General features: G+C 39.3%; 20 protein-coding genes and 1 pseudogene. 6 read left to right on the plus strand and 15 right to left on the minus strand.

The window, feature by feature from the left end:
* Positions 1-47: 47 nt before the first annotated feature.
* Complete coding sequence (locus tag F933_RS05600) at positions 48-1,178, plus strand: acyltransferase family protein (protein WP_005059354.1); 1,131 nt, start codon at positions 48-50, stop codon at positions 1,176-1,178.
* Between the two features lie 42 nt (positions 1,179-1,220).
* Here F933_RS05600 and F933_RS05605 read toward each other — a convergent pair whose 3' ends face one another.
* The 5 genes from F933_RS05605 to ppx are packed head-to-tail and all read right to left on the minus strand — an operon-like array spanning position 1,221 to position 6,351.
* Positions 1,221-1,790: a YggT family protein gene (locus tag F933_RS05605; RefSeq protein ID WP_005051707.1), complete on the minus strand. Its 570-nt coding sequence runs from the start codon at positions 1,788-1,790 to the stop codon at positions 1,221-1,223.
* Positions 1,791-1,806: 16 nt separating this feature from the next.
* Positions 1,807-2,646, minus strand: coding sequence for a pyrroline-5-carboxylate reductase (gene proC, locus F933_RS05610; RefSeq protein WP_005051705.1), 840 nt, complete (start codon positions 2,644-2,646; stop codon positions 1,807-1,809).
* 3 nt (positions 2,647-2,649) lie between these two features.
* Positions 2,650-3,921, minus strand: a complete 1,272-nt coding sequence (tilS, locus tag F933_RS05615) for a tRNA lysidine(34) synthetase TilS (protein WP_005059357.1) — start codon at positions 3,919-3,921, stop codon at positions 2,650-2,652.
* Positions 3,922-3,977: 56 nt separating this feature from the next.
* Entirely contained in the window at positions 3,978-4,802 is an 825-nt protein-coding gene (locus tag F933_RS05620) for an acetyl-CoA carboxylase carboxyltransferase subunit alpha (protein ID WP_005059359.1), read from the minus strand.
* A 28-nt stretch (positions 4,803-4,830) separates the two neighbouring features.
* Complete coding sequence (ppx, locus tag F933_RS05625) at positions 4,831-6,351, minus strand: exopolyphosphatase (RefSeq protein ID WP_005059362.1); 1,521 nt, start codon at positions 6,349-6,351, stop codon at positions 4,831-4,833.
* Between the two features lie 273 nt (positions 6,352-6,624).
* On the opposite strand from ppx, the gene trxA reads away from it, so the two are divergent.
* From trxA to F933_RS05640, 3 genes are all read left to right on the plus strand, one after another.
* Positions 6,625-6,951 carry a thioredoxin gene (gene trxA, locus F933_RS05630; RefSeq protein ID WP_005051689.1) on the plus strand — a complete coding sequence of 109 codons (327 nt, stop codon included), beginning with the start codon at positions 6,625-6,627 and terminating at the stop codon, positions 6,949-6,951.
* 326 nt (positions 6,952-7,277) lie between these two features.
* Positions 7,278-8,546, plus strand: a complete 1,269-nt coding sequence (gene rho, locus F933_RS05635; protein WP_005051687.1) for a transcription termination factor Rho — start codon at positions 7,278-7,280, stop codon at positions 8,544-8,546.
* A gap of 387 nt (positions 8,547-8,933) precedes the next feature.
* On the plus strand, positions 8,934-9,188 hold the full coding sequence (locus tag F933_RS05640) for a hypothetical protein (RefSeq protein WP_005059364.1): 255 nt from the start codon (positions 8,934-8,936) through the stop codon (positions 9,186-9,188).
* Positions 9,189-9,285: 97 nt separating this feature from the next.
* On the opposite strand, the gene F933_RS05645 is transcribed toward F933_RS05640, so the two are convergent.
* From F933_RS05645 to pheS, 3 genes are read right to left on the minus strand one after another with little or no spacing between them, the layout of a single operon-like run.
* On the minus strand, positions 9,286-9,582 hold the full coding sequence (locus F933_RS05645) for an integration host factor subunit alpha (protein ID WP_004664224.1): 297 nt from the start codon (positions 9,580-9,582) through the stop codon (positions 9,286-9,288).
* Positions 9,579-11,960 (minus strand): phenylalanine--tRNA ligase subunit beta, encoded by a 2,382-nt coding sequence (gene pheT / locus F933_RS05650; RefSeq protein ID WP_005059366.1) that lies wholly within the window; start codon positions 11,958-11,960, stop codon positions 9,579-9,581. Before pheT ends, F933_RS05645 begins: the two co-directional genes overlap by 4 nt.
* A 32-nt stretch (positions 11,961-11,992) precedes the next feature.
* Positions 11,993-12,973 (minus strand): phenylalanine--tRNA ligase subunit alpha, encoded by a 981-nt coding sequence (pheS, locus tag F933_RS05655; protein ID WP_005059367.1) that lies wholly within the window; start codon positions 12,971-12,973, stop codon positions 11,993-11,995.
* A 231-nt stretch (positions 12,974-13,204) separates the two neighbouring features.
* Between pheS and F933_RS05660 the strand changes: the two genes are divergently transcribed.
* Entirely contained in the window at positions 13,205-14,206 is a 1,002-nt protein-coding gene (locus tag F933_RS05660; protein WP_005059368.1) for a hypothetical protein, read from the plus strand.
* 52 nt (positions 14,207-14,258) lie between these two features.
* On the opposite strand, the gene F933_RS05665 is transcribed toward F933_RS05660, so the two are convergent.
* From F933_RS05665 to rpmI, 5 genes are all read right to left on the minus strand, one after another.
* Positions 14,259-14,456, minus strand: coding sequence for a hypothetical protein (locus tag F933_RS05665; RefSeq protein ID WP_005059371.1), 198 nt, complete (start codon positions 14,454-14,456; stop codon positions 14,259-14,261).
* Positions 14,457-14,565: 109 nt separating this feature from the next.
* Complete coding sequence (locus F933_RS05670; protein ID WP_005059374.1) at positions 14,566-14,943, minus strand: hypothetical protein; 378 nt, start codon at positions 14,941-14,943, stop codon at positions 14,566-14,568.
* A gap of 16 nt (positions 14,944-14,959) precedes the next feature.
* Entirely contained in the window at positions 14,960-15,523 is a 564-nt protein-coding gene (locus tag F933_RS05675; RefSeq protein ID WP_005059375.1) for an NADAR family protein, read from the minus strand.
* Positions 15,524-15,614: 91 nt separating this feature from the next.
* Complete coding sequence (gene rplT, locus F933_RS05680) at positions 15,615-15,974, minus strand: 50S ribosomal protein L20 (protein ID WP_004664213.1); 360 nt, start codon at positions 15,972-15,974, stop codon at positions 15,615-15,617.
* Positions 15,975-15,985: 11 nt separating this feature from the next.
* Complete coding sequence (gene rpmI / locus F933_RS05685) at positions 15,986-16,180, minus strand: 50S ribosomal protein L35 (protein ID WP_004804484.1); 195 nt, start codon at positions 16,178-16,180, stop codon at positions 15,986-15,988.
* Positions 16,181-16,417: 237 nt separating this feature from the next.
* On the opposite strand from rpmI, the pseudogene F933_RS05690 reads away from it, so the two are divergent.
* Positions 16,418-17,671: pseudogene (locus F933_RS05690) on the plus strand (MFS transporter).
* A 34-nt stretch (positions 17,672-17,705) separates the two neighbouring features.
* On the opposite strand, the gene F933_RS05695 reads toward F933_RS05690, so the two are convergent.
* Both F933_RS05695 and F933_RS05700 read right to left on the minus strand, forming a co-directional pair.
* Positions 17,706-18,131: a YqaA family protein gene (locus F933_RS05695; RefSeq protein ID WP_005059382.1), complete on the minus strand. Its 426-nt coding sequence runs from the start codon at positions 18,129-18,131 to the stop codon at positions 17,706-17,708.
* A 64-nt stretch (positions 18,132-18,195) separates the two neighbouring features.
* The gene (locus tag F933_RS05700) at positions 18,196-19,047 is read right to left on the minus strand and encodes an arylamine N-acetyltransferase family protein (RefSeq protein ID WP_005059384.1); all 852 of its coding nucleotides are present in this window, start codon (positions 19,045-19,047) and stop codon (positions 18,196-18,198) included.
* Positions 19,048-19,315 lie beyond the last annotated feature (268 nt).

Here is a 19,315-nt window from a genome sequence, read left to right on the forward strand (position 1 = left end):
AAGAATAGCTTATAAAAATTAATTCGCATAGGAGAAAGGAATGCAATATGTCCTTTAATCAACCTCAATTCAACCGCCACTATTCCATCGACAGCTTACGTTTCATTTCAATTATTTTGGTTCTACTGCATCACTTCAACATTCCATACAAGCTATTTGATACCTCAATTAATTTCCAAATTTTTGGTGAAAACATCACTACCCTTTTAGCTCGAAATGGTAACTATGGTGTCACCATGTTTTTTGTAATTTCAGGTTACTTAATCACTTCGCACACCCTCAAGCGTTACGGAACGTTGAATCAAATCAATAGTCGAGATTTTTATATTTCAAGATTTGCTCGGATTATGCCGACGATGATTTTATTGATCTGTCTAGTTAATGTCTTAGGTGCATTTGAACTTAATCCTTTTATGACTCAAGCACCAAATGACATCGTCGTGTCTCAATCAACGGTGAACATAGCAGCACTGATATTTTGGATGAATATCCTGATTATTGAAAATGGCTGGGTTAATTATGTACTTGGCGTATTATGGTCTTTATCTGTAGAAGAAGTGTTTTATCTACTTTTTCCACTCATAGCATTATTATTTAGGAAAAAATCATTTTTTATCATTGTTTGTTGTGCGCTGATTCTATTTGCGCCCTATTTCAGATATTTGCATTACGGCGCAGAAAATGGTGCGTATTTATATCATTATTTTTCAAGCTTTGATGGAATTGCCTTCGGATGTATTGCAGCACTGATTGCACCGAAACTCCAATTTAAACCACAAACATGGTTATGGCTCAAATCCATTGCAATTGTTCTCATGCTGATCATTTATTTTTCAGCATCTATCAAAGAAAATGCGATTTGGGGAATTAGCTTTTTTGCACTGTCGACGGCAATCGTTATTCTCGCGAATGTAGCAAATGAAAAGAAAACTGATCAAATACAACGCTTCAGACTACTCCATAACATCGGCAGAAATAGTTATGAAATTTACTTATTCCATCTGATTATTTTAGGTTTCTTCAAGCTGTTTTATACGCCTGCCGTAACCGAGGGCAACATTAAACTTTTATTATTGTTGGTCTATCTTATTCTTGCGATTGGTCTAGGTGCTTTGATTGCCAGATTTTTTTCTAATCCACTGAACAGTGCCATACGGCAAAAATGGATTAAGAAATAAAAAAATGGGCGAAAGCCCATTTTTTTATTTCACTGAATGATTCTAAAGACCCATTAACAGTGCCTTAGCTGCTTCGTTCATTAAGATTTCAGCAATGTATAAAGTTAAGAATGCTAAAATTGGAGAAAGATCGATCATTCCCATATTTGGCAATAAACGACGGAAAGGAGCTAATAGTGGTTCAGCAAGCTCTTGAATAACTTCAATATAAGGTGAACGTGTTTGTGTAAACATCACCACCCAACTCAAAATAATCGTAGCAAATATTAAATATCGACAAAAACGAATCAAGTCCTGAATCATTGTCACAAATGTTGTAACCACAAGATAGATGGCGCTATGCGGCATTTGCCCCGATAAATACATTAACCCAAAAATTTTGAGTAAATACAGTACGATCAATAAGGCAATCGCGGCTAAATTAACACGACCACTAGCTACTGTTGGCAAAGTTCGACTCAGAACATCAACAATCTTAGTGGCTTTCACCGTAGAAAGCACAACTGGATTGTATGGGCTCACTGCCGCCAATTGCATTAGAAAACGGAAAAAGACCAATAAAATCGCAACATTGATCAAAACACCAAAAATTAGCGCAGAACTTGCACCCATAATTGTCTTATCCTACTTAAACCGATTTAGTCTTGTCACTCAACTCTTGTGCGAGCTCTTGGCTACGCTTCTGAGCTGCTGCAAGCGCTGCCTGAATATTTTGTGAAACTTGTGCACGATCAAACACTTCTAAAGCTGCTTGTGTTGTGCCATTTGGAGATGTCACGTTTTTACGTAATTCCGACGGAGAATTTGAACTGGTAATTGCCATTTGCGCTGCACCTAACGCTGTTTGAAGCGTCAATGCTGTGGCAACTTTTTCATCCAGACCTAAATTTTTACCTGCACGAATCATACTTTCCATCAAATAGAAAAAGTAAGCAGGACCAGAACCAGATACGGCTGTTACTGCATCAATCTGAGCTTCATTATCCACCCAAATCGTCAAACCTGTAGCAGCAAGAATTTGACTGGTTAATTCACGGTCCTTAGTATCTACCGCTTCAGAAGCATATATGCCATGTGCGCCTGTTTGTACTAATGCTGGTGTATTTGGCATCACACGTACAATACGTTGGCTGCCACCAATCAAATCTGAAATAGTTTGAATTTCAGCACCCGCAATGATTGAAATCACGAGTTTATCCGACAACAAACCATTTAATGGTTGTAATACCGTTGCTAATACTTGAGGTTTTACAGCTAAGACCACTACATCTGCATTTTTAATTGCATCAACATTATCTGTTGTTGTCTCAATTCCTTTTTCTTCTAAGATGTGACGAATTTGTTCTACAGGATCAGAAACCGTAATACGTGTTGTTGGCAAACCACGAGAAAGTAGTCCGCCAATCAAGGCTTGCGCCATATTACCACCGCCAATAAAGCAAATATTTTGATTCAATGTTGTCGCCATGTCCTACTCATCATCATAAAAAGACTGCTGCAAAACGTCATTGCAGTCAGAAATTAAACTTGGTTGCCAACCATCCTGCTCCAGATACTCAGATTGCGCCAACCAAAAACCCTTAGGGCTAAAAACCCCAAGCATAACATTATCCACGACTAATATTTGAATTGTATGACGTAACCAAGGCAAAATCTGTGCGTCTTGAATGGCTTTTTTTAAAGGCCAATGTCCAACACGACCATAAAGATGAATTTTTTCACCACCCTCTCTCTTTATTAAGCTCAACTGCTTTCCTAATAATTGCGTTGAAAGACCTACTTTTTGTGATTCAAGTTTAAATTTTCCAGCAGCGACTTGAATCGTTTGCCCCAACACATGGCATTCTAGTTGCGAATTTGAAAGCGGTGATATCTTTTCCGCATACAATTCATTATGCGTTAAACGATATAGTTTTTTCTGGTATCGAACATAGTAATGTTGGTGAATATGTAACGTCGCTTGGGCATCTGGTTTTGCCAAAATTACTTCATTTTTTATACGTTGCACCATATCGTAACTTGGACGATATTGATCTTCACCTTTGATCCAAAGTGATAATAACTGACGTTGCCGAGCATCTGAAAGCTCAGACAGTTCGATTAAGTCGAGTTGATTGGATCTTACGCATTTTTGATAATCAGACTTTAATAAGTCATCCAAAATCTCTGCTGCATCTTGCATTAAATAGCTGGTTCGCGCTATCGCCAATTGCATTTTAGGAAAGCGCTGTTCTAAAACATCCCACAACACTTCTCGACACCATGCCCGATCATAATGAGTATCTGAATTGGTTGGATCAGTAACATATTCAAATCCAATTTGCTGTGACCATTGTGCAATTTGTTGACGACCTAAATCTAAGAAAGGACGCCAGATTGTGAGATCTTGACGAATATCCATTGGTTGCATAGCAGCAAGACCATGAATGCCCGCACCAGAAAATAGTCGCAGTAATAGTGTTTCAGCTTGATCTTGTTGATGATGTGCAAGAACAAGAATGTCATTCTCATTCAAATGTTGTTGAAATGCTTGATAACGAGCATTACGTGCTTGTTGTTCTAAATTACCCGTATCAACAGAAACTTTTTGCAGAATAAAAGGAATATTCAAAGCTTCAGCATGTTTTTGGACAAATGTTCCCCACACAGCACTCACTTTTTGGAGCTGATGATCAATATAAATTGCACGAATACGATGTGGGAAAATTTCAGACATTAGATACAGCAACAGCATGGAATCCATGCCGCCGCTACACCCAATTAAAAATTGAGTTTGTTCAGAAAAATGTTGTGTTTGTGCTAAGACGCGATGCCTAAATTGCTGCTGCCAAACTTCATTAAACGTTGATAACGTGCATCGCATCGTTCTTGAGCATCCATCGGTTGCAATTCATCTAAGGCTTGTTTTAACACATCTTTCAAATCATGCATGACTTTTTCAGGCTGTAAATGTGCGCCTTCGCCTTCATCCACAACATATTCAACAATACCTAATACTTTAAGTTTGTCTGCAGTTAAAGAAAGAGCCTCACTTGCTTGTGCCGCTTTATCTGCAGTCTTCCACAAAATAGAGGCACAACCTTCAGGTGAAATCACTGAATAAATACTATGTGATAGCATGATTACACGATCTGCTACACCAATACCCAGTGCACCACCAGAGCCACCTTCACCCAGAATTGTCGCAATAACTGGAACTTTTAAACTAGAAAGCTGAGCTAAACTGGTTGCAATAGCTTCCGCTTGTCCGCGCTCTTCAGCACCAACACCAGGATAAGCGCCCATGGTATCCACAAAAGTAAAGACTGGTAGATTAAAACGCTCAGCCATATCAAGTAAACGTTGTGATTTACGATATCCTTCTGGATTACACATCCCGAAGTTATGCTGAAGTTTTTCACGTGTGCTACGGCCACGATGTTGACCAACAACCATCACAGGTTGTCCATCAAATCGAGCAAGACCGCCAATCATCGCACCGTCATCACCAAATAATCGATCACCATGTAGTGCATCAAATTCAGTAAAAATTTCACTTACATAATCTAGAAATTGCGGACGTTCAGGATGTCGCGCAATTTGAACCGTAGCCCAAGCCTTGGACTGAGTCGCTTTATTTTTCATAAGTCAAGAATGATCCATAATAATATGGTTAATCAACAAATTGGTCTGACTGAATATTTAACTCAATGTCCCAGTGCTTAAATTGCAATTGTTCATCATGCAAGTCAGCAACCAATAACGGCCATTGTTTAGCATCGCCAGAAACGCTGAGTTGCCATTGTTGATCATTTACAACACTCAGTTCAATGGCAGGAAGCATCTGATCACTACGACTATGGTTCAGCAAAACAGCAAGACGTAATAACAAACAAAGGTAAAGTAAATGACTCCCACCGACCTTTAATACGTCATTTTTTGCATCTACACGTAACTTCCGACGATGATGTGAAACTAAGTGCGAAAGATGATTTTGATCGATTTGCGAGAAACCAGGAATATCTGAATGTTGTAACAAATATGCACCATGACGATGATAACCACCATGGCTTATTGCTAATCCAATTTCATGCAAATATGCTGAACGACGCAGTAAGTCACTGTCTTCAGTCGTTAAATTTAAAGCATCCGCCACGCCATCAAACAAATGTTGTGCTGTGTTTACCACACGTTCTGCTTGCTTAGGGTCAGCATTATAACGTCCCATTAAAGCTTGCACACTACGGTCACGAATATCTTCGTGCTTGAATCGACCTAGCAAGTCGTACATGACACCTTCGCGCAAAGCACCATCAGAATATGCCAATTTATCGATATCTAAAACCTCAAAAATGGCATATAAAATTGCGAGGCCTGCTGGCAAAACTGCTCGGCGATCTTCACGTAGACCTTCAAAATCAATTTCTGAAATATGTTTAAACTTGAGTAAACGATCTTTTAACTTATATAAACCATCACGGGTCAGATTTTCTTGCTCATCACTTAATCCCAGATTAACCGCAATCTGACGACAGGCTTTAATCGTTCCGCTCGAACCAACAACTGTGTCCCACCCTTCTGCTCTATAGGTATTCGCGATAGAAGACATCTCTTTACGAGCAGCCACAACCGCCTTATCAAATGCCTTGGTTGTGATTTCACCATCAGAAAAATAAGCTTTACTGTATGCAACACACCCCATTTGTAAGGATTCGGTATGCAGCGGTTCAAATTCTTCACCGATAATAAACTCAGTTGACCCCCCGCCAATATCCACAACGAGGCGTCGACCACCATTAGCCATGGTATGAGAAACACCTAAATAAATCAGACGAGCTTCTTCACGACCAGCAATAATTTCAATGGGTTTGGGTAATATTTCTGCGGCCTTTTGAATAAATTCATGACCATTTTTTGCTTGTCTTAAAGCATTTGTCGCAACTATTCTTAAACGATTGGGTTGTACTGAGCTTAACCGCCCAACGAATCGGGCTAAACAAGCCAGTCCACGTTGCTGTGCTGCTTCGGTTAAATTCTTATTTTCATCAAGCCCAGCTGCTAACTGCACTTTTTCTGACATAGAAGCAACTTTCTTCACTTCGCCGTGATCGACACGAGCAATTGCAAGATGGAAACTATTCGATCCCATATCAATCGCAGCAAGTAATTCTTCATCAATCAGAAAATCAGACATTCTTCACATAAACCCATGCTCAATTCACGCATTAGAGTAATTCACATGCTTACAATTTTAAAGTCATTTTACGCAATAAAAGTGGCGTATTTTCGCTTTTATTCAATAAATGATTGTATAAGTCGATGATCAACATCGTGAGCATCCATTAGACTTTTCACTTTCAAACTTGAATAATCAGAACAAACCCTTACATTGAGTAGAGGAGCACTGTAATATTCATCATGATGATGATCATATTCGCACTTTATTTCTTAAATTTGGAGCAACCTCATGTCTGCGACTATTGTTAATACAACTGATGAAAACTTCCAAGCAGATGTTTTAGATGCTGGAACTCCTGTACTTGTAGACTTTTGGGCTGGCTGGTGTGCGCCTTGTAAAGCGATTGCACCTGTACTTGAAGATCTTTCAAATGAATATGCAGGAAAGGTAAAAATCGTTAAAGTTGACGTAACTGCATGTGAAGAAACTGCTGTTAAATACAACATTCGTAATATTCCAGCTTTATTAATGTTTAAAGATGGCGAAGTTGTTGCGCAACAAGTTGGCGCAGCACCTCGTTCAAAACTTGCAGCATTTATTGACCAAAATATCTAATATGATAATTTGACTGTCAAAATAGAAATACGTTATGAAATAAATAGCGTATTTCTTGTTAAAAATTGACAATTCAGAAGATTTCAACTATATTTCTTAGTCAAGAAGCTTTGAATGGAATCTACTTCATTGCGCTTCTTACAAGACACAAAACATAAGATCGCCGCTCGGCAATAACAATTGTTTTACATTTCTCTCTGAAACAATGAACCAGACTACTGAATCGTGATTGTACGAATACAATTACATCAGCATGTATGTATGCGGTCGATTTTTATTATTTCCCTAACGTAGTCCTCCACTTATTCCATTCTGTCTGACCACTTATGAACTTAACTGAACTCAAGAAAAAACCCATTGGCGAACTCATTAAAATTGCGGAGTTTATGGGCCTTGAAGGCATGGCACGTAACCGTAAACAAGATATTATTTTTGCCATTTTAAAACGCCATGCGATGAATGGTGAAGAAATTTTTGGTGATGGTGTTCTCGAAATTCTTTCAGATGGTTTTGGCTTCCTACGCTCTGCTGCTGGTTCATATTTAGCAGGACCAGATGACATCTATGTTAGCCCATCCCAAATTCGTCGCTTTAACTTACGTACGGGTGACACCATTACAGGTACGATTCGTCCACCTAAAGAAGGTGAGCGTTATTTTGCATTATTGAAAGTTAATCAAATTAACTACGATACGCCTGAAAATTCGCGTAATAAAATTTTATTTGAAAACTTGACACCTTTATTCCCAACCGAACAATTGGTAATGGAACTAGGCAACGGTACGACTGAAGATTTAACCTCTCGTGTTGTTGATTTGGTTGCGCCGATTGGTAAAGGTCAACGCTCGATTATTGTTGCACCGCCAAAAGCGGGTAAGACGATGTTATTGCAGAACATTGCTCAATCTATCGTCCGTAACAACCCTGAAGTATTCTTGATTGTCCTTCTTATTGACGAACGTCCTGAAGAAGTTACTGAAATGGAGCGTACTGTTCGTGGTGAAGTGATTGCATCAACTTTCGATGAAGCACCTGCCCGCCACGTTCAAGTTGCTGAAATGGTCATTGAAAAAGCAAAACGTTTAGTTGAACACAAGAAAGATGTTGTCATTCTTCTTGACTCGATTACTCGCCTTGCACGTGCTTATAACACTGTCATTCCGTCATCAGGTAAAGTACTCACTGGTGGTGTGGATGCACATGCTTTAGAGCGTCCAAAACGTTTCTTTGGTGCTGCACGTAACATTGAAGAGGGTGGCTCTCTCACGATTATCTCTACTGCATTGATTGAAACAGGCAGTAAGATGGATGATGTAATTTACGAAGAGTTTAAAGGTACAGGTAACCAAGAGATCACGCTTGATCGTCGTATTGCTGAGAAACGTGTATTCCCTGCAATGAATATTAAGAAATCTGGTACTCGTCGTGAAGAACGTCTGATGGATGAAGATAACCTACGTAAAGTTTGGATTTTACGTAAATTATTACATCCGATGGATGAGCTTGCTGCAATGGAATTCTTATTAGACCGTATGAAAGAAACCAAAACAAATGATGATTTCTTTGATCAGATGAAGCGTAAAGCAACAACATAATTTTTATATAAAAAAGCCACCTTATGGTGGCTTTTCTTTTTTCGTTGACATACTTACAGAATATTTACAGAATAATTCAAAATCATCATAAAATATTAAATATCTGTTTTATATAAAGTTAATTTTATAAAAACATCAAAAACTCCTAATAATCCGATTCAAAAATTCATTTTCATAGTTATTTTCTATCAAAAAATAGCCAATTTTTGTCAATTTTTGTCGTTTTGTTGGACAGGACTATAGTAATTCACAATTTGCTTTGATAGGATAGCGATAGACCAGTTAGGCTGCTCCCTGCGTTGTTACCTAAGCGTTTAGGAATATTAAAAGCACAAACAGACTAACTTCCGGTTTTTTTTAATCTCACAATTTTATGAGAGTGATGCCATGTTATTCAAGAAATTCGCTGTTGCTGCTGCTATTGCTACTACTTTAGCTTTCGTTGGTTGCTCTAAGAAAGAAGAAGCTCCTGCTGCTGATGCTAACGCTGCTGCTTCTGAAGCTGTAGCTGCTGCTTCTGAAGCTGTTGCTGCTGCTTCTGACGTTGCTGCTGCTTCTGACGTTGCTGCTGCTGCTTCTGATGTTGCTGCTGCTGCTTCTGATGTTGCTGCTGCTGCTTCTGAAGCTTCTGCTGCACAATAATCTAAAAACTAGATTATTAAAAAAGAGGACTTATAGTCCTCTTTTTTAATGCTTAAAATTTATAGTAAAAAATTATATAAACATTAAAAAAAGCAGATCAATCGATCTGCTCATTTCCAACGCGCTGTCTAAACTTCTGCCCTGCTCTGAATGTCACCACTCGACGAGCAGAGATAGGAATCTCCTCACCTGTCTTAGGGTTACGCCCAGGACGTTCACGTTTGTCACGCAATTCAAAATTACCGAACCCAGAAAGTTTGACTTGTTCGCCCGCAATTAATGCTTGGCTAATTTCATCAAAAAAAAGCTCGACCATCTGTTTTGCTTCACGGCGATTTAAGCTAGTAAGCTCACTTAAATGGTCCGCCATCTCTGCTTTTGTTAATGCTGTCATGAGGCCCTCAATGTCGCTTGGTAAGTGTCTTCCAACACTTGAATAATGTTATCCATACCAGATTTAATTTCAGCATCTTCAAGCGTACGAGCTGGATGTTGCCATAGTACTGCAAAAGCTAAAGAGCGTTTGCCTGCTTCGACCCCTTGCCCTGTATACACATCGAACAACCATGCTGAGTCAAGTAACTCACCACCAGTTTGTTCAATTAACCGCTGAATATCTCTTACCTCAATCTTATCAGAGATTAAAAGCGCAATATCACGTCTAACCGATGGAAAACGTGATAATTCTGTAAAATTAGATACATAAGATTGCAAAACAGCCTGCTGATCTAGCTCAGCCACCCAAGTTATGCCCAAATCGAGTGCATTTTCTAAAGAAGGGTGTAAACGTCCGAAATAACCAATCGATTCACCGTTTACTAAAATTTCCGCAGATTGTCCTGGATGCAACCACGCACGTTCAGTTCGGACAAACTCAACACCTACACGCCCAGCAGCTAAAATTTCCTCAATCTCACCTTTGAAATCAAAGAAATCCATCGCTTGTGGTTTTGCATGCCAAGATTCAGGTACACGAGCACCTACTGCAATCAAGGCCAAAGTTGGAATCTGTTTTAGATCATGAATGTCTTGCGCACCCTGATAATCAAAACGTAAACCGAGTTCAAAGAAGCGCACACGTTGCTGCTGACGGTTTAAGTTGTACTGCACACAAGGAATCAAACTCGATAACAAGGTACTACGCATTGCCGCCAAATCACTTGAAATCGGATTAGCCAACATCAATGGATGTACATTTGGATTGAGTTGCTTTTCAAGTTTTGCATCGGCAAAGCTAAAGCTAATCGCTTCTTGATAGCCTAATGTCGCAATGGTTTGACGTAACTGTGCAATCTCAAAGCGGTCTTGATATTTTTCTAATTTGACATCAATTTTTGGCAAACTAATTTGAATGTTGTCATAACCGTGAATACGGGCAACTTCTTCAATTAAATCTTGATAAATGACCATATCATAACGATGAGATGGTGGAACAATACGCCACTCGCCCTGTGCTTTAGTTTCAACCTCACAACCTAAACGCGCTAACGCATCAGCAATAAAATCACCAGCAACTTCATAACCCAGCAATTGATCAACTTGTGCTTGTTTCAGTTCAATCGCTTCACGCTTCGGCAATAAAGCCTCTTGCTCAGCAACCGTAATTGGACCAAAATCACCGCCAGCAAAAGCTTGAATCAGCTCAGAAGCACGGTGCATTGCAATCATTGGCAACTCGAAGTCGACACCACGCTCATAACGTTGAGATGAATCAGTATGTAAACCAAAACGACGTGCACGACCTGCGATTGCTAAAGGCGCAAAGAAAGCACTTTCAAGGAAAATATCTTGAGCATCATTCGTAACCGATGAGTCCAAGCCACCCATGATACCTGCAATCGCTAAAACTTTTTGATCATCAGCAATGACCATGATGTCATCTTGCAATTCAACTTCTTGATCATTCAACAGCGTCAATTTTTCTTGTGGCTGCGCTTGGCGGACTTGAATCGAACCTTCGATTTTTGCCAAATCAAAAGCATGCATCGGTTGGCCGAGTTCAAGTAACACATAGTTGGTAATATCCACCAGAATACTATGGGTACGAATGCCCGAACGCGCTAATGCCTGTTCCAACCATTCAGGTGTCGGCGCTTTTACATTCACATTTTTAACGATACGACCTAAATAACGTGGCGTACCTTCTGTGCTGATGTTGACCGCTTTGTCATCAGCAATATTTGCTGCAATAGGCTGAATCTTCGGCTCATTTACTCCAAGCTGGTTAATGACTGCAATTTCACGTGCAATTCCACGAATACTAAAACAGTCACCGCGGTTTGGTGTGATACTGATATCAATGACATTGTCATCAAGTTTTAAATATTCACGAATATTCACACCTACTGGTGCGTCAGCAGGCAATTCTAGCAACCCGTCAATTTTGTCTTCTAAATCAATTTCAGATGCGCCACAGAGCATACCTTGAGATTCAACACCACGCAGTTTGCCTTTTTTAATTTTAAAATCGCCTGGCAATACCGCACCAATCGTTGCAACAGGGGCTTTCATGCCCACGCGAACATTTGGCGCACCACATACGATTTGCAACGGTTCGCCTGAGCCAATATTAATCGTGGTTACACGTAAACGATCTGCATCTGGATGCTGCTCAACTGTGAGGACTTCACCAACAACCACACCCGTAAACGGTTTTGCTACAGGTGCTAATTCGTCAACTTCCAAGCCCAACATAGTCAATTGATCAGAGAGTGTTTCACTATCAATCGCTGGGTTCACCCATGTGCGTAACCAATTTTCACTAATTTTCATGTATATAAACCTTATTTAATCCTGAAAAACTTTTAGGCAAACTGGCGTAAGAAACGCACGTCGTTTTGATAGAACATACGTAAATCATTGATGCCATAACGCAGCATCGCAAAACGCTCTACCCCTAAACCAAAAGCAAAGCCTTTGTATTTATCAGGATCAATCCCTGCAGCACGAAGCACATTTGGATGTACCATGCCACAACCTAAAACTTCTAACCAACGACCGCGTTCATCCATGATATCCACTTCAGCACTTGGCTCAGTGAATGGGAAATAAGAAGGACGGAAGCGTACTTTCAAATCTTTTTCAAAGAATTCATTGAGTAAGTTAATCAACAAACCTTTTAATTCGGCAAAACTAGTATTTTCTGCTACGTATAAACCTTCGATTTGATGGAACATCGGTGAATGCGTTTGATCTGAGTCACAACGATAAACACGGCCTGGACATACAATACGAATTGGAGGCTGACTAGTTTCCATGGTGCGAATTTGCACACCTGAAGTATGGGTACGCAGCAAATGCGTTGCATCAAAGTAGAAAGTGTCGTGCATCGCACGTGCTGGGTGATGCCCAGGAATATTTAAAGCTTCAAAGTTGTGATAATCATCTTCAACTTCTGGACCATGTGCAATTTGGAATCCAGCCTTTGTAAAAAACTGGCAAATACGGTCTTGTACTTGAGTCACGGGATGGATACTTCCCATGCGCTGACCACGACCTGGTAGCGTAATATCAATGGTTTCACTTGCCAATTGTTTTGCAAGCTCAGCTTGTTGTAATGTCTGTTGACGCTCGGTCAAAGCAGTATTGATTGCTTCACGAACCGCATGAATCGCAGCACCTTGTACTTTTCGCTCTTCAGGATCCATTTTTCCAAGTGCTTTCGACTGTTCTGCGAGCTGGCTTTTCTTCCCTGTAAATTGCACACGAACTTGATCGAGTGCAGCAAGGTCTTGAGCCGCTGCAATGGCAGCAAGCGCTTCAGTGGTCAGGGCTTCCAGTGACATAGTAACTCTCAAAGCAACAAAATATAGAAATATAATAAAACGCTATAGTTTATCAGCTTTTTACCTAGTTTATGAAGATAAACGACTGTTTAAATAGAGTCCTTTTTTATTCGAAATTTTGAAAATAAAAAAACTGATTCTCCTATCAATCATTTAAATTTTCGTAAAAAGATGCTCAATAACCGAATAAAATGTATAAGATACCGATATCGTCAATGAGAAATTACAACGATGGCGCTTAATCAGATCTGGAAACAACAACTTACACTTGTGACATATGGCAATGAGTTTCTCACAGGAGAACTTAATTTTAGTCGCTGGGTTGAACATCCAATCTTTAATAAAAATAGACTAATTTTTAGAGACTTAGTTTCACAGCATCTATTAGCACAACATTTCCAAATCTGGCTTGAAGGTTTAAAAAAACAAGGTGTTAAAAAACTCAGCTTACATTTATCCAGCGTGTTGAACGATGAGCAAAACCCAAATGCCAATGTTGAGCTACTTCCATTCGCTCATTTTATCGTAAGTCATCAAGGCAATAAAAAAACCGCTTGGATTTGTGGGGATGAACTGGCTGAATGGGATAACAGCGATCAAGACTTTAAAACACCCTCTTCCCAACAAACGCCCCTCCATCAAGAAGTGTTTTGGCGTTATGAGTTGAATGATAAATTCTCTAAGAAAATTGAAGCAGACTTACAAAAAGTAAATTGGAATCAAATTTCCATTTTTCTAGAAAAAGAATTATTTAGTAGCAAATATGTAGAACATTTTTCAGAGCCTGAACAACAGGACTTCCCCTTTTATGGCTATGAAACAAATCCTGAATCTCTTTCTAGCCAAAATCTTGCGATTATTCCAACAGATTATCCCGCAGATTGTGCACACCGCTTATTACATCGCACTCAAGCTTTGACTGATTATTTAGAACAAAAAAGACAACATCCTTATGCACCCATGGGCGAATTAATGAGTCCTGAAGAACAAATTAATCTCCGTAATTTCTCACAGAAAACCGATGATTTGTTTGCCAAGCTGATTGTTAAAACTGCAAATCATTATCAAACGGCACAATTGATCGCAGAAGAACCAGAAATCATTGATCGAACCATGGAGATCCCACATCAGCTTGATAAAACTCAACATCACAAAGTGGGAGCATCAGGTGTGATTAAACTCATTATACTCACTGTGATTATCTGCCTCGTTGCATATTATTTTGGTCTTTAACGATACAAAATATAAAAACCTAGATGACTCATCTAGGTTTTATTTTTATTGATCAATAGGTTGGTCTAATTTTTATAACCACTTTATGTCCGCCATCATGCTGATTAACAATATGATGGACATTTTCAATTTCCCCTTCAACTTCAGCATCCAACCCATAAAAAATTCGAATGGTTTCCCCCTTTCTAGGCAACATACTCATTTCTGTTTCAAATGCACCTTGTTGTAACCCTTCTACACTCACTAACATATTTTTATCCTAATGCTGTTTTCTTTATTAATCTAAAAAGATTCAAAGGCAAAAGTCTAATCAAACATGTTTAGGTTTATGTAATCTTAAACCAACTCACTCACTTGATTTATTCATCATAGTTTAGATCATCTTCACTTACATTGATAAAATCAGGTTCAGGGGTTTGCTCAAAGTGTACCGCTAGAATCTCAGTTTGCTTAAGTAAACTTGCTTTAGCGACACGATGCATACCATCCATCACACGCCCTTGCGCACACAAGATAATCGGATAACTCAGATCAGCCTCTTGCACTAATTGAAAGTGTTCAATGATTTGTTGTGTCGTCGGAGATTGATCCGGAAACCAATAGGCTTCATTGAGTTCTTGAATATTAACCAGTTGTACTCTTTTGGCGACGAACTTATTTGTCAGCTTAACCAAGCGATGGACATCCCAAATATAAATATCTTCGCCAATTTGTCTAAAATGGTATTGTCTGCGCATATCATCACCTAAGATTTCAATCGCATTGTGCCGAAAGTTTTGATCGAATCTGCATAAGTGCAAAACCAAGTAAGTTTAATCCCTGCCATTGGCTCGGCTCTTGGATATGCTCATGATCTTGTGCCATCCCAATTCCCCAAATCTTATCCACGGGTGATGCTTCAACCAAAATACGATCATGTGTAGCAAGTAAAAAATCTCCCAATTCCGAGTAGTGCGAGAATTTTGCTAAGTTTGCCTGTACCACGATATCAAAACGCTTTTTCTGCCACAGTTGTTCGTCATAGTGCTGTATTTTTCGACCTAGTTGTTTTGCTTCATTTGGATGTTTGACTTTCAAAATCTGATTAAATATCTCATCATCATTAAAGAGTTTAGCTTTTTGCGCCATCATATAGTGTTCTGCCGTGAGATATTCAACGCCATTCTGTTTAAATGGTGATGGAAACCACTGGCTAAAACAGCTCTTGTCCACATGATTGGTTTGCTTTGAAGTATGCCCCCAAAAATATAAATATTTAAATGAGCGACCTTGTTGGACTTGTTGAATTAAATCATTTAAAAATTGTTCATCTTGCATCATCTATCTCTGATTATTATCTATTATTGAAAATCCAATTCACTAAAAATAAAAAAGACCGCTAAAAGCGGCCTTTTTTGAATCTCTAAGCTTATGCAGCTAATGCGCCTTTAGCTTTTTCAGCTAAAGCAGCAAATGCAACTGCATCATGCATAGCGATGTCAGCTAATACGCGACGGTCGATGATCACTTGAGCTTTTTTCAAGCCATCGATCATACGGCTGTATGACAAACCGTTTAAACGAGCACCAGCATTGATACGCGCAATCCATAAAGCACGGAATTGACGTTTCTTTTGACGGCGGTCACGGTAAGCGTATTGACCAGCTTTGATTACTGCTTGGAACGCTACGCGATAAACGCGTGAACGAGCACCATAGTAACCTTTAGCGCGAGCAAGAATTTTTTTGTGACGACGATGAGCCACTACACCACGTTTTACACGAGCCATTTATAATCTCCTTAGATGTATGGGCACATAGCACGAACTGATGCAACGTCACTTACGTGAACCATTACACAACCGCGCAATTGACGGATACGCTTAGCAGATTTTTTGGTCAAAATGTGGCGCTTGAATGCTTGTTTGCGCTTAAAACCGTTTGCAGTCGCTTTGAAGCGTTTAGCTGCACCACGGCGAGTTTTCATCTTAGGCATAACAACCTCTTTTGAACACCTGTTCGGAACGTTTGCACCATTGCAATAACGACCTGCAGGTAAGGGAGCCGCTATTCTAAAGCATAGCAACCTAAAATCAAAGTAAAATGCTCATTTTTTGACAGCAAATTGCTTATTTTATATAAATGATATTTTCTATCATCAATTCTCAAATAACGAGAAAAATACACAAAATTAACATCTATAATAAGTACAAGCTCTTAAATTCAAAAGAATATGACCGCACAAAATGATGCTTTTGCTGCATTGCGATATCGAGATTTCTCTATCGTGACCATTAATCAATTTTGTTTAACATTGGCAATCTTGATTCAGGAAATTATCGTTGCTTATTCACTGTATCAAATCACTCGTGACCCACTCACTTTAGGTTTCATTGGTTTAGCAGAAGCAATTCCTTTCATTACATTATCATTATGGGGCGGCTATTTTGCAGATAAACTAAATAAACAGACCATCATGAAAATCTGCTTATTCTTTTCGATTCCTTTACCTTTAGTGCTTTGGGCGCTGTTCCACTTACATGGTTTAGAAAAAATTGGAATCAGCACTCTTTCTTGGGGAATCTATGCCGTCATTTTTGCTTTAGGCACTATTCGTGGCTTCTATAACCCTTCTGCGACCTCACTCAAACCTTTTCTAATTCCGCGTGAACTGTATGCCAATGGTGCAACATGAACCACCATTGGCTGGCAAAGTGGTGTGATCATCGGACCTATGCTCGGCGGTTTTATGCTGGCCTTTATGGGACGTGAAACGAGCCTTTTTACAGTGACTGCATTATTGGTCATCTGCTTTATTTTAATTAATTGCTTACAGAAACGGACTTTTCCAAAAATGGAAACAGAGAATGTCCTGCAAAGTTTGACTGATGGTTTCCAGTTTATCTGGAAAACTAAAATTGTATTATGGGCGATTTCGCTTGATCTTGTTTCTGTTTTGTTTGGCGGTGTGATTGCCTTATTGCCAATTTTTGCCGAAGAAATATTAAAAGTCGGCCCTGAAGGTCTTGGTTATTTACGTGCTGCACCATCTATTGGCGCTCTCATCACCATGATTGCACTGACCAAATTTCCGCCAATGCAACATGCATGGCGAAATATGTTATTAGCGGTAGCAGGTTTTGGTATTTTTACCATTCTGTTCGCCTTCTCAAATCATATGTGGCTCTCATTATTTGCCTTAGCCATGACCGGTGCTTGTGACAGTGTTTCTGTCGTGGTTCGTCAAACCATCTTGCAAATTTTTCCGCCCGAAAATATGCGCGGTCGTGTCGCAGCAGTGAATGGGATGTTCGTTTCGTCGAGTAATGAACTCGGTGCTTTTGAATCTGGTCTAGCTGCCAAATACCTCGGCACAATCACTGCGACTATTCTTGGTGGTTGTATGACACTTGCCGTAGTGAGTTATTGCTGGTTTAAAACCAATGACTTATTCAAAGTCGATATTACTAAAGATTCGGATCACTAAATAAAAGGGAAATAGCCTATCTTTCCTTTTCTGATTAAAAGAGACCGAGATATAAAGCATATAACGTTAAATAACGGCCGCCTTTGGCGATGGTAACAATCAATAAAAATCGCCAAAAGTTTTCCTTCATCAGTCCAGCAATCAAGGTAATTGGATCACCAATCACAGGAGTCCAACTGAGTAGTAAGGAATAAAAGCCATATTTATGATAAATCTGCTGTGCTTGTAACAATCGTTGTTCTGAAACAGGAAACCACTTTTTATCTTTAAAATGTTCAATCTTTAGTCCAAGCCACCAATTCACACAGGAACCCAAGACATTACCAATGGTCGCAACTAAGATAAGATAGAAAGGATTAGAACGCCCTTGTACCAGCAAGGTCATTAATACCGCTTCAGACTGTAACGGCAATAAGGTAGCAGCACCAAAGGCTGAGAGAAACAATAATAAATAAGACATCAAAACAAGGTTCTCTCAAACAGGCAGCAACACAGCATCAAGAGCAGACCATATAACGTGGATGCTATAGATTCAAGGTTAATTTTGCCCAAGTCTCTTTGAGTATCTTCTGTGAAATATCAATCCGAAAAACGCTTTTAATGGTTTGTTCAAAATCATCCAAAGTGGATAACTCTTTCTTGTTAGAGCTTCCTTTGCCATGCGTTCGTAAAACACGATCTTTTAAGGTAATTCGCATTTCGGCATTGACAGTAGATAACATTAAATACTGAGTAAATATGGATTCAGGCGAGGTCGAAATATACCAATTCGCAATCAAGGCATCTGCATCTGCAATCTGCTGTTGAGGGTTAATCGCATAGACATTGACCCATTGATTATGGATACAGACTTGTAGCATATATTTCATTTCCGTCAGCACTGTCGCATCCAGACCACTCTGTGCAAGCTCAACGAATCTGAAAGCTTCGAGTGGTGTCTGCTGTGTTTCACCAATATTACTCAGAGACACGATCGTGGTTGGAGTCATGCCTCCAAAGCCAGGATCGTATAAAAATAATTGCTGCTCAATACGGACCAAGGTCACTAAGTGCGTACGAACCGGAGATGTTGTCGGTGTGCTTTGATAGTACACCCGACCAAGTACGTTATACGTCTCATACCCCAGTTCTGTTAGGGCAATTCTGGTTAGGGTACTGTGTTCTAAACAATAGCCTTCACGATTTTCAATTAATAATTTTTGCACAAGTTGATCTGACGCTAATGAAAGCTCACTTCCTAAAAAAGAGGATAAATTACCAAAAGGAATAGCTTGCACATGAAGACTTAATAGGCTTTTTAAATTAGGTAAGGTTGGAGAGAAATCGCCTTCAAAACCAAGTTTGGTTAAATAGCGTGTAGAAATTTTGGATTGCATGATGCTTTATCTTTGATGAACTTAAATCATCCTATCTTGATCGCAGCAAGACAAGATGAAAAATTACACAATTATAAAATAGTCATGCTTACACGGCTAAAAGCATGGTTTTAGCACAGATTATTTCTTCGTTTTCGCGACCTTGGATCGGACAGAAAAATACATAACAAAAGATATAGACTTAAAAATCCAACGAATCCCACTGTACTGCGATGTGAGTTTCTAGTTTCTAGTTTCTAGTTTCTAGTTTCTAGCTATAGCCAAACAA

This window comes from Acinetobacter beijerinckii CIP 110307 (genome assembly GCF_000369005.1).
In the GTDB taxonomy this organism is placed as follows: domain Bacteria; phylum Pseudomonadota; class Gammaproteobacteria; order Pseudomonadales; family Moraxellaceae; genus Acinetobacter; species Acinetobacter beijerinckii.

What these genes read in the sequence shown, in the direction of transcription:
- rplT (WP_004664213.1), bottom strand. Translation starts at nt 15,974, where the DNA reads ATGGCTCGTGTAAAACGTGGTGTAGTGGCTCATCGTCGTCACAAAAAA.
- F933_RS05660 (WP_005059368.1), top strand. Translation starts at nt 13,205, where the DNA reads ATGGCGCTTAATCAGATCTGGAAACAACAACTTACACTTGTGACATAT.
- pheS (WP_005059367.1), bottom strand. Translation starts at nt 12,973, where the DNA reads ATGTCACTGGAAGCCCTGACCACTGAAGCGCTTGCTGCCATTGCAGCG.
- F933_RS05645 (WP_004664224.1), bottom strand. Translation starts at nt 9,582, where the DNA reads ATGACAGCATTAACAAAAGCAGAGATGGCGGACCATTTAAGTGAGCTT.
- F933_RS05670 (WP_005059374.1), bottom strand. Translation starts at nt 14,943, where the DNA reads ATGCGCAGACAATACCATTTTAGACAAATTGGCGAAGATATTTATATT.
- proC (WP_005051705.1), bottom strand. Translation starts at nt 2,646, where the DNA reads ATGGCGACAACATTGAATCAAAATATTTGCTTTATTGGCGGTGGTAAT.
- F933_RS05700 (WP_005059384.1), bottom strand. Translation starts at nt 19,047, where the DNA reads ATGCAATCCAAAATTTCTACACGCTATTTAACCAAACTTGGTTTTGAA.
- rho (WP_005051687.1), top strand. Translation starts at nt 7,278, where the DNA reads ATGAACTTAACTGAACTCAAGAAAAAACCCATTGGCGAACTCATTAAA.
- rpmI (WP_004804484.1), bottom strand. Translation starts at nt 16,180, where the DNA reads ATGCCTAAGATGAAAACTCGCCGTGGTGCAGCTAAACGCTTCAAAGCG.
- F933_RS05695 (WP_005059382.1), bottom strand. Translation starts at nt 18,131, where the DNA reads ATGTCTTATTTATTATTGTTTCTCTCAGCCTTTGGTGCTGCTACCTTA.
- trxA (WP_005051689.1), top strand. Translation starts at nt 6,625, where the DNA reads ATGTCTGCGACTATTGTTAATACAACTGATGAAAACTTCCAAGCAGAT.
- F933_RS05640 (WP_005059364.1), top strand. Translation starts at nt 8,934, where the DNA reads ATGTTATTCAAGAAATTCGCTGTTGCTGCTGCTATTGCTACTACTTTA.
- F933_RS05605 (WP_005051707.1), bottom strand. Translation starts at nt 1,790, where the DNA reads ATGGGTGCAAGTTCTGCGCTAATTTTTGGTGTTTTGATCAATGTTGCG.
- ppx (WP_005059362.1), bottom strand. Translation starts at nt 6,351, where the DNA reads ATGTCTGATTTTCTGATTGATGAAGAATTACTTGCTGCGATTGATATG.
- tilS (WP_005059357.1), bottom strand. Translation starts at nt 3,921, where the DNA reads ATGGATTCCATGCTGTTGCTGTATCTAATGTCTGAAATTTTCCCACAT.
- F933_RS05675 (WP_005059375.1), bottom strand. Translation starts at nt 15,523, where the DNA reads ATGCAAGATGAACAATTTTTAAATGATTTAATTCAACAAGTCCAACAA.
- pheT (WP_005059366.1), bottom strand. Translation starts at nt 11,960, where the DNA reads ATGAAAATTAGTGAAAATTGGTTACGCACATGGGTGAACCCAGCGATT.
- F933_RS05665 (WP_005059371.1), bottom strand. Translation starts at nt 14,456, where the DNA reads ATGTTAGTGAGTGTAGAAGGGTTACAACAAGGTGCATTTGAAACAGAA.
- F933_RS05620 (WP_005059359.1), bottom strand. Translation starts at nt 4,802, where the DNA reads ATGAAAAATAAAGCGACTCAGTCCAAGGCTTGGGCTACGGTTCAAATT.
- F933_RS05600 (WP_005059354.1), top strand. Translation starts at nt 48, where the DNA reads ATGTCCTTTAATCAACCTCAATTCAACCGCCACTATTCCATCGACAGC.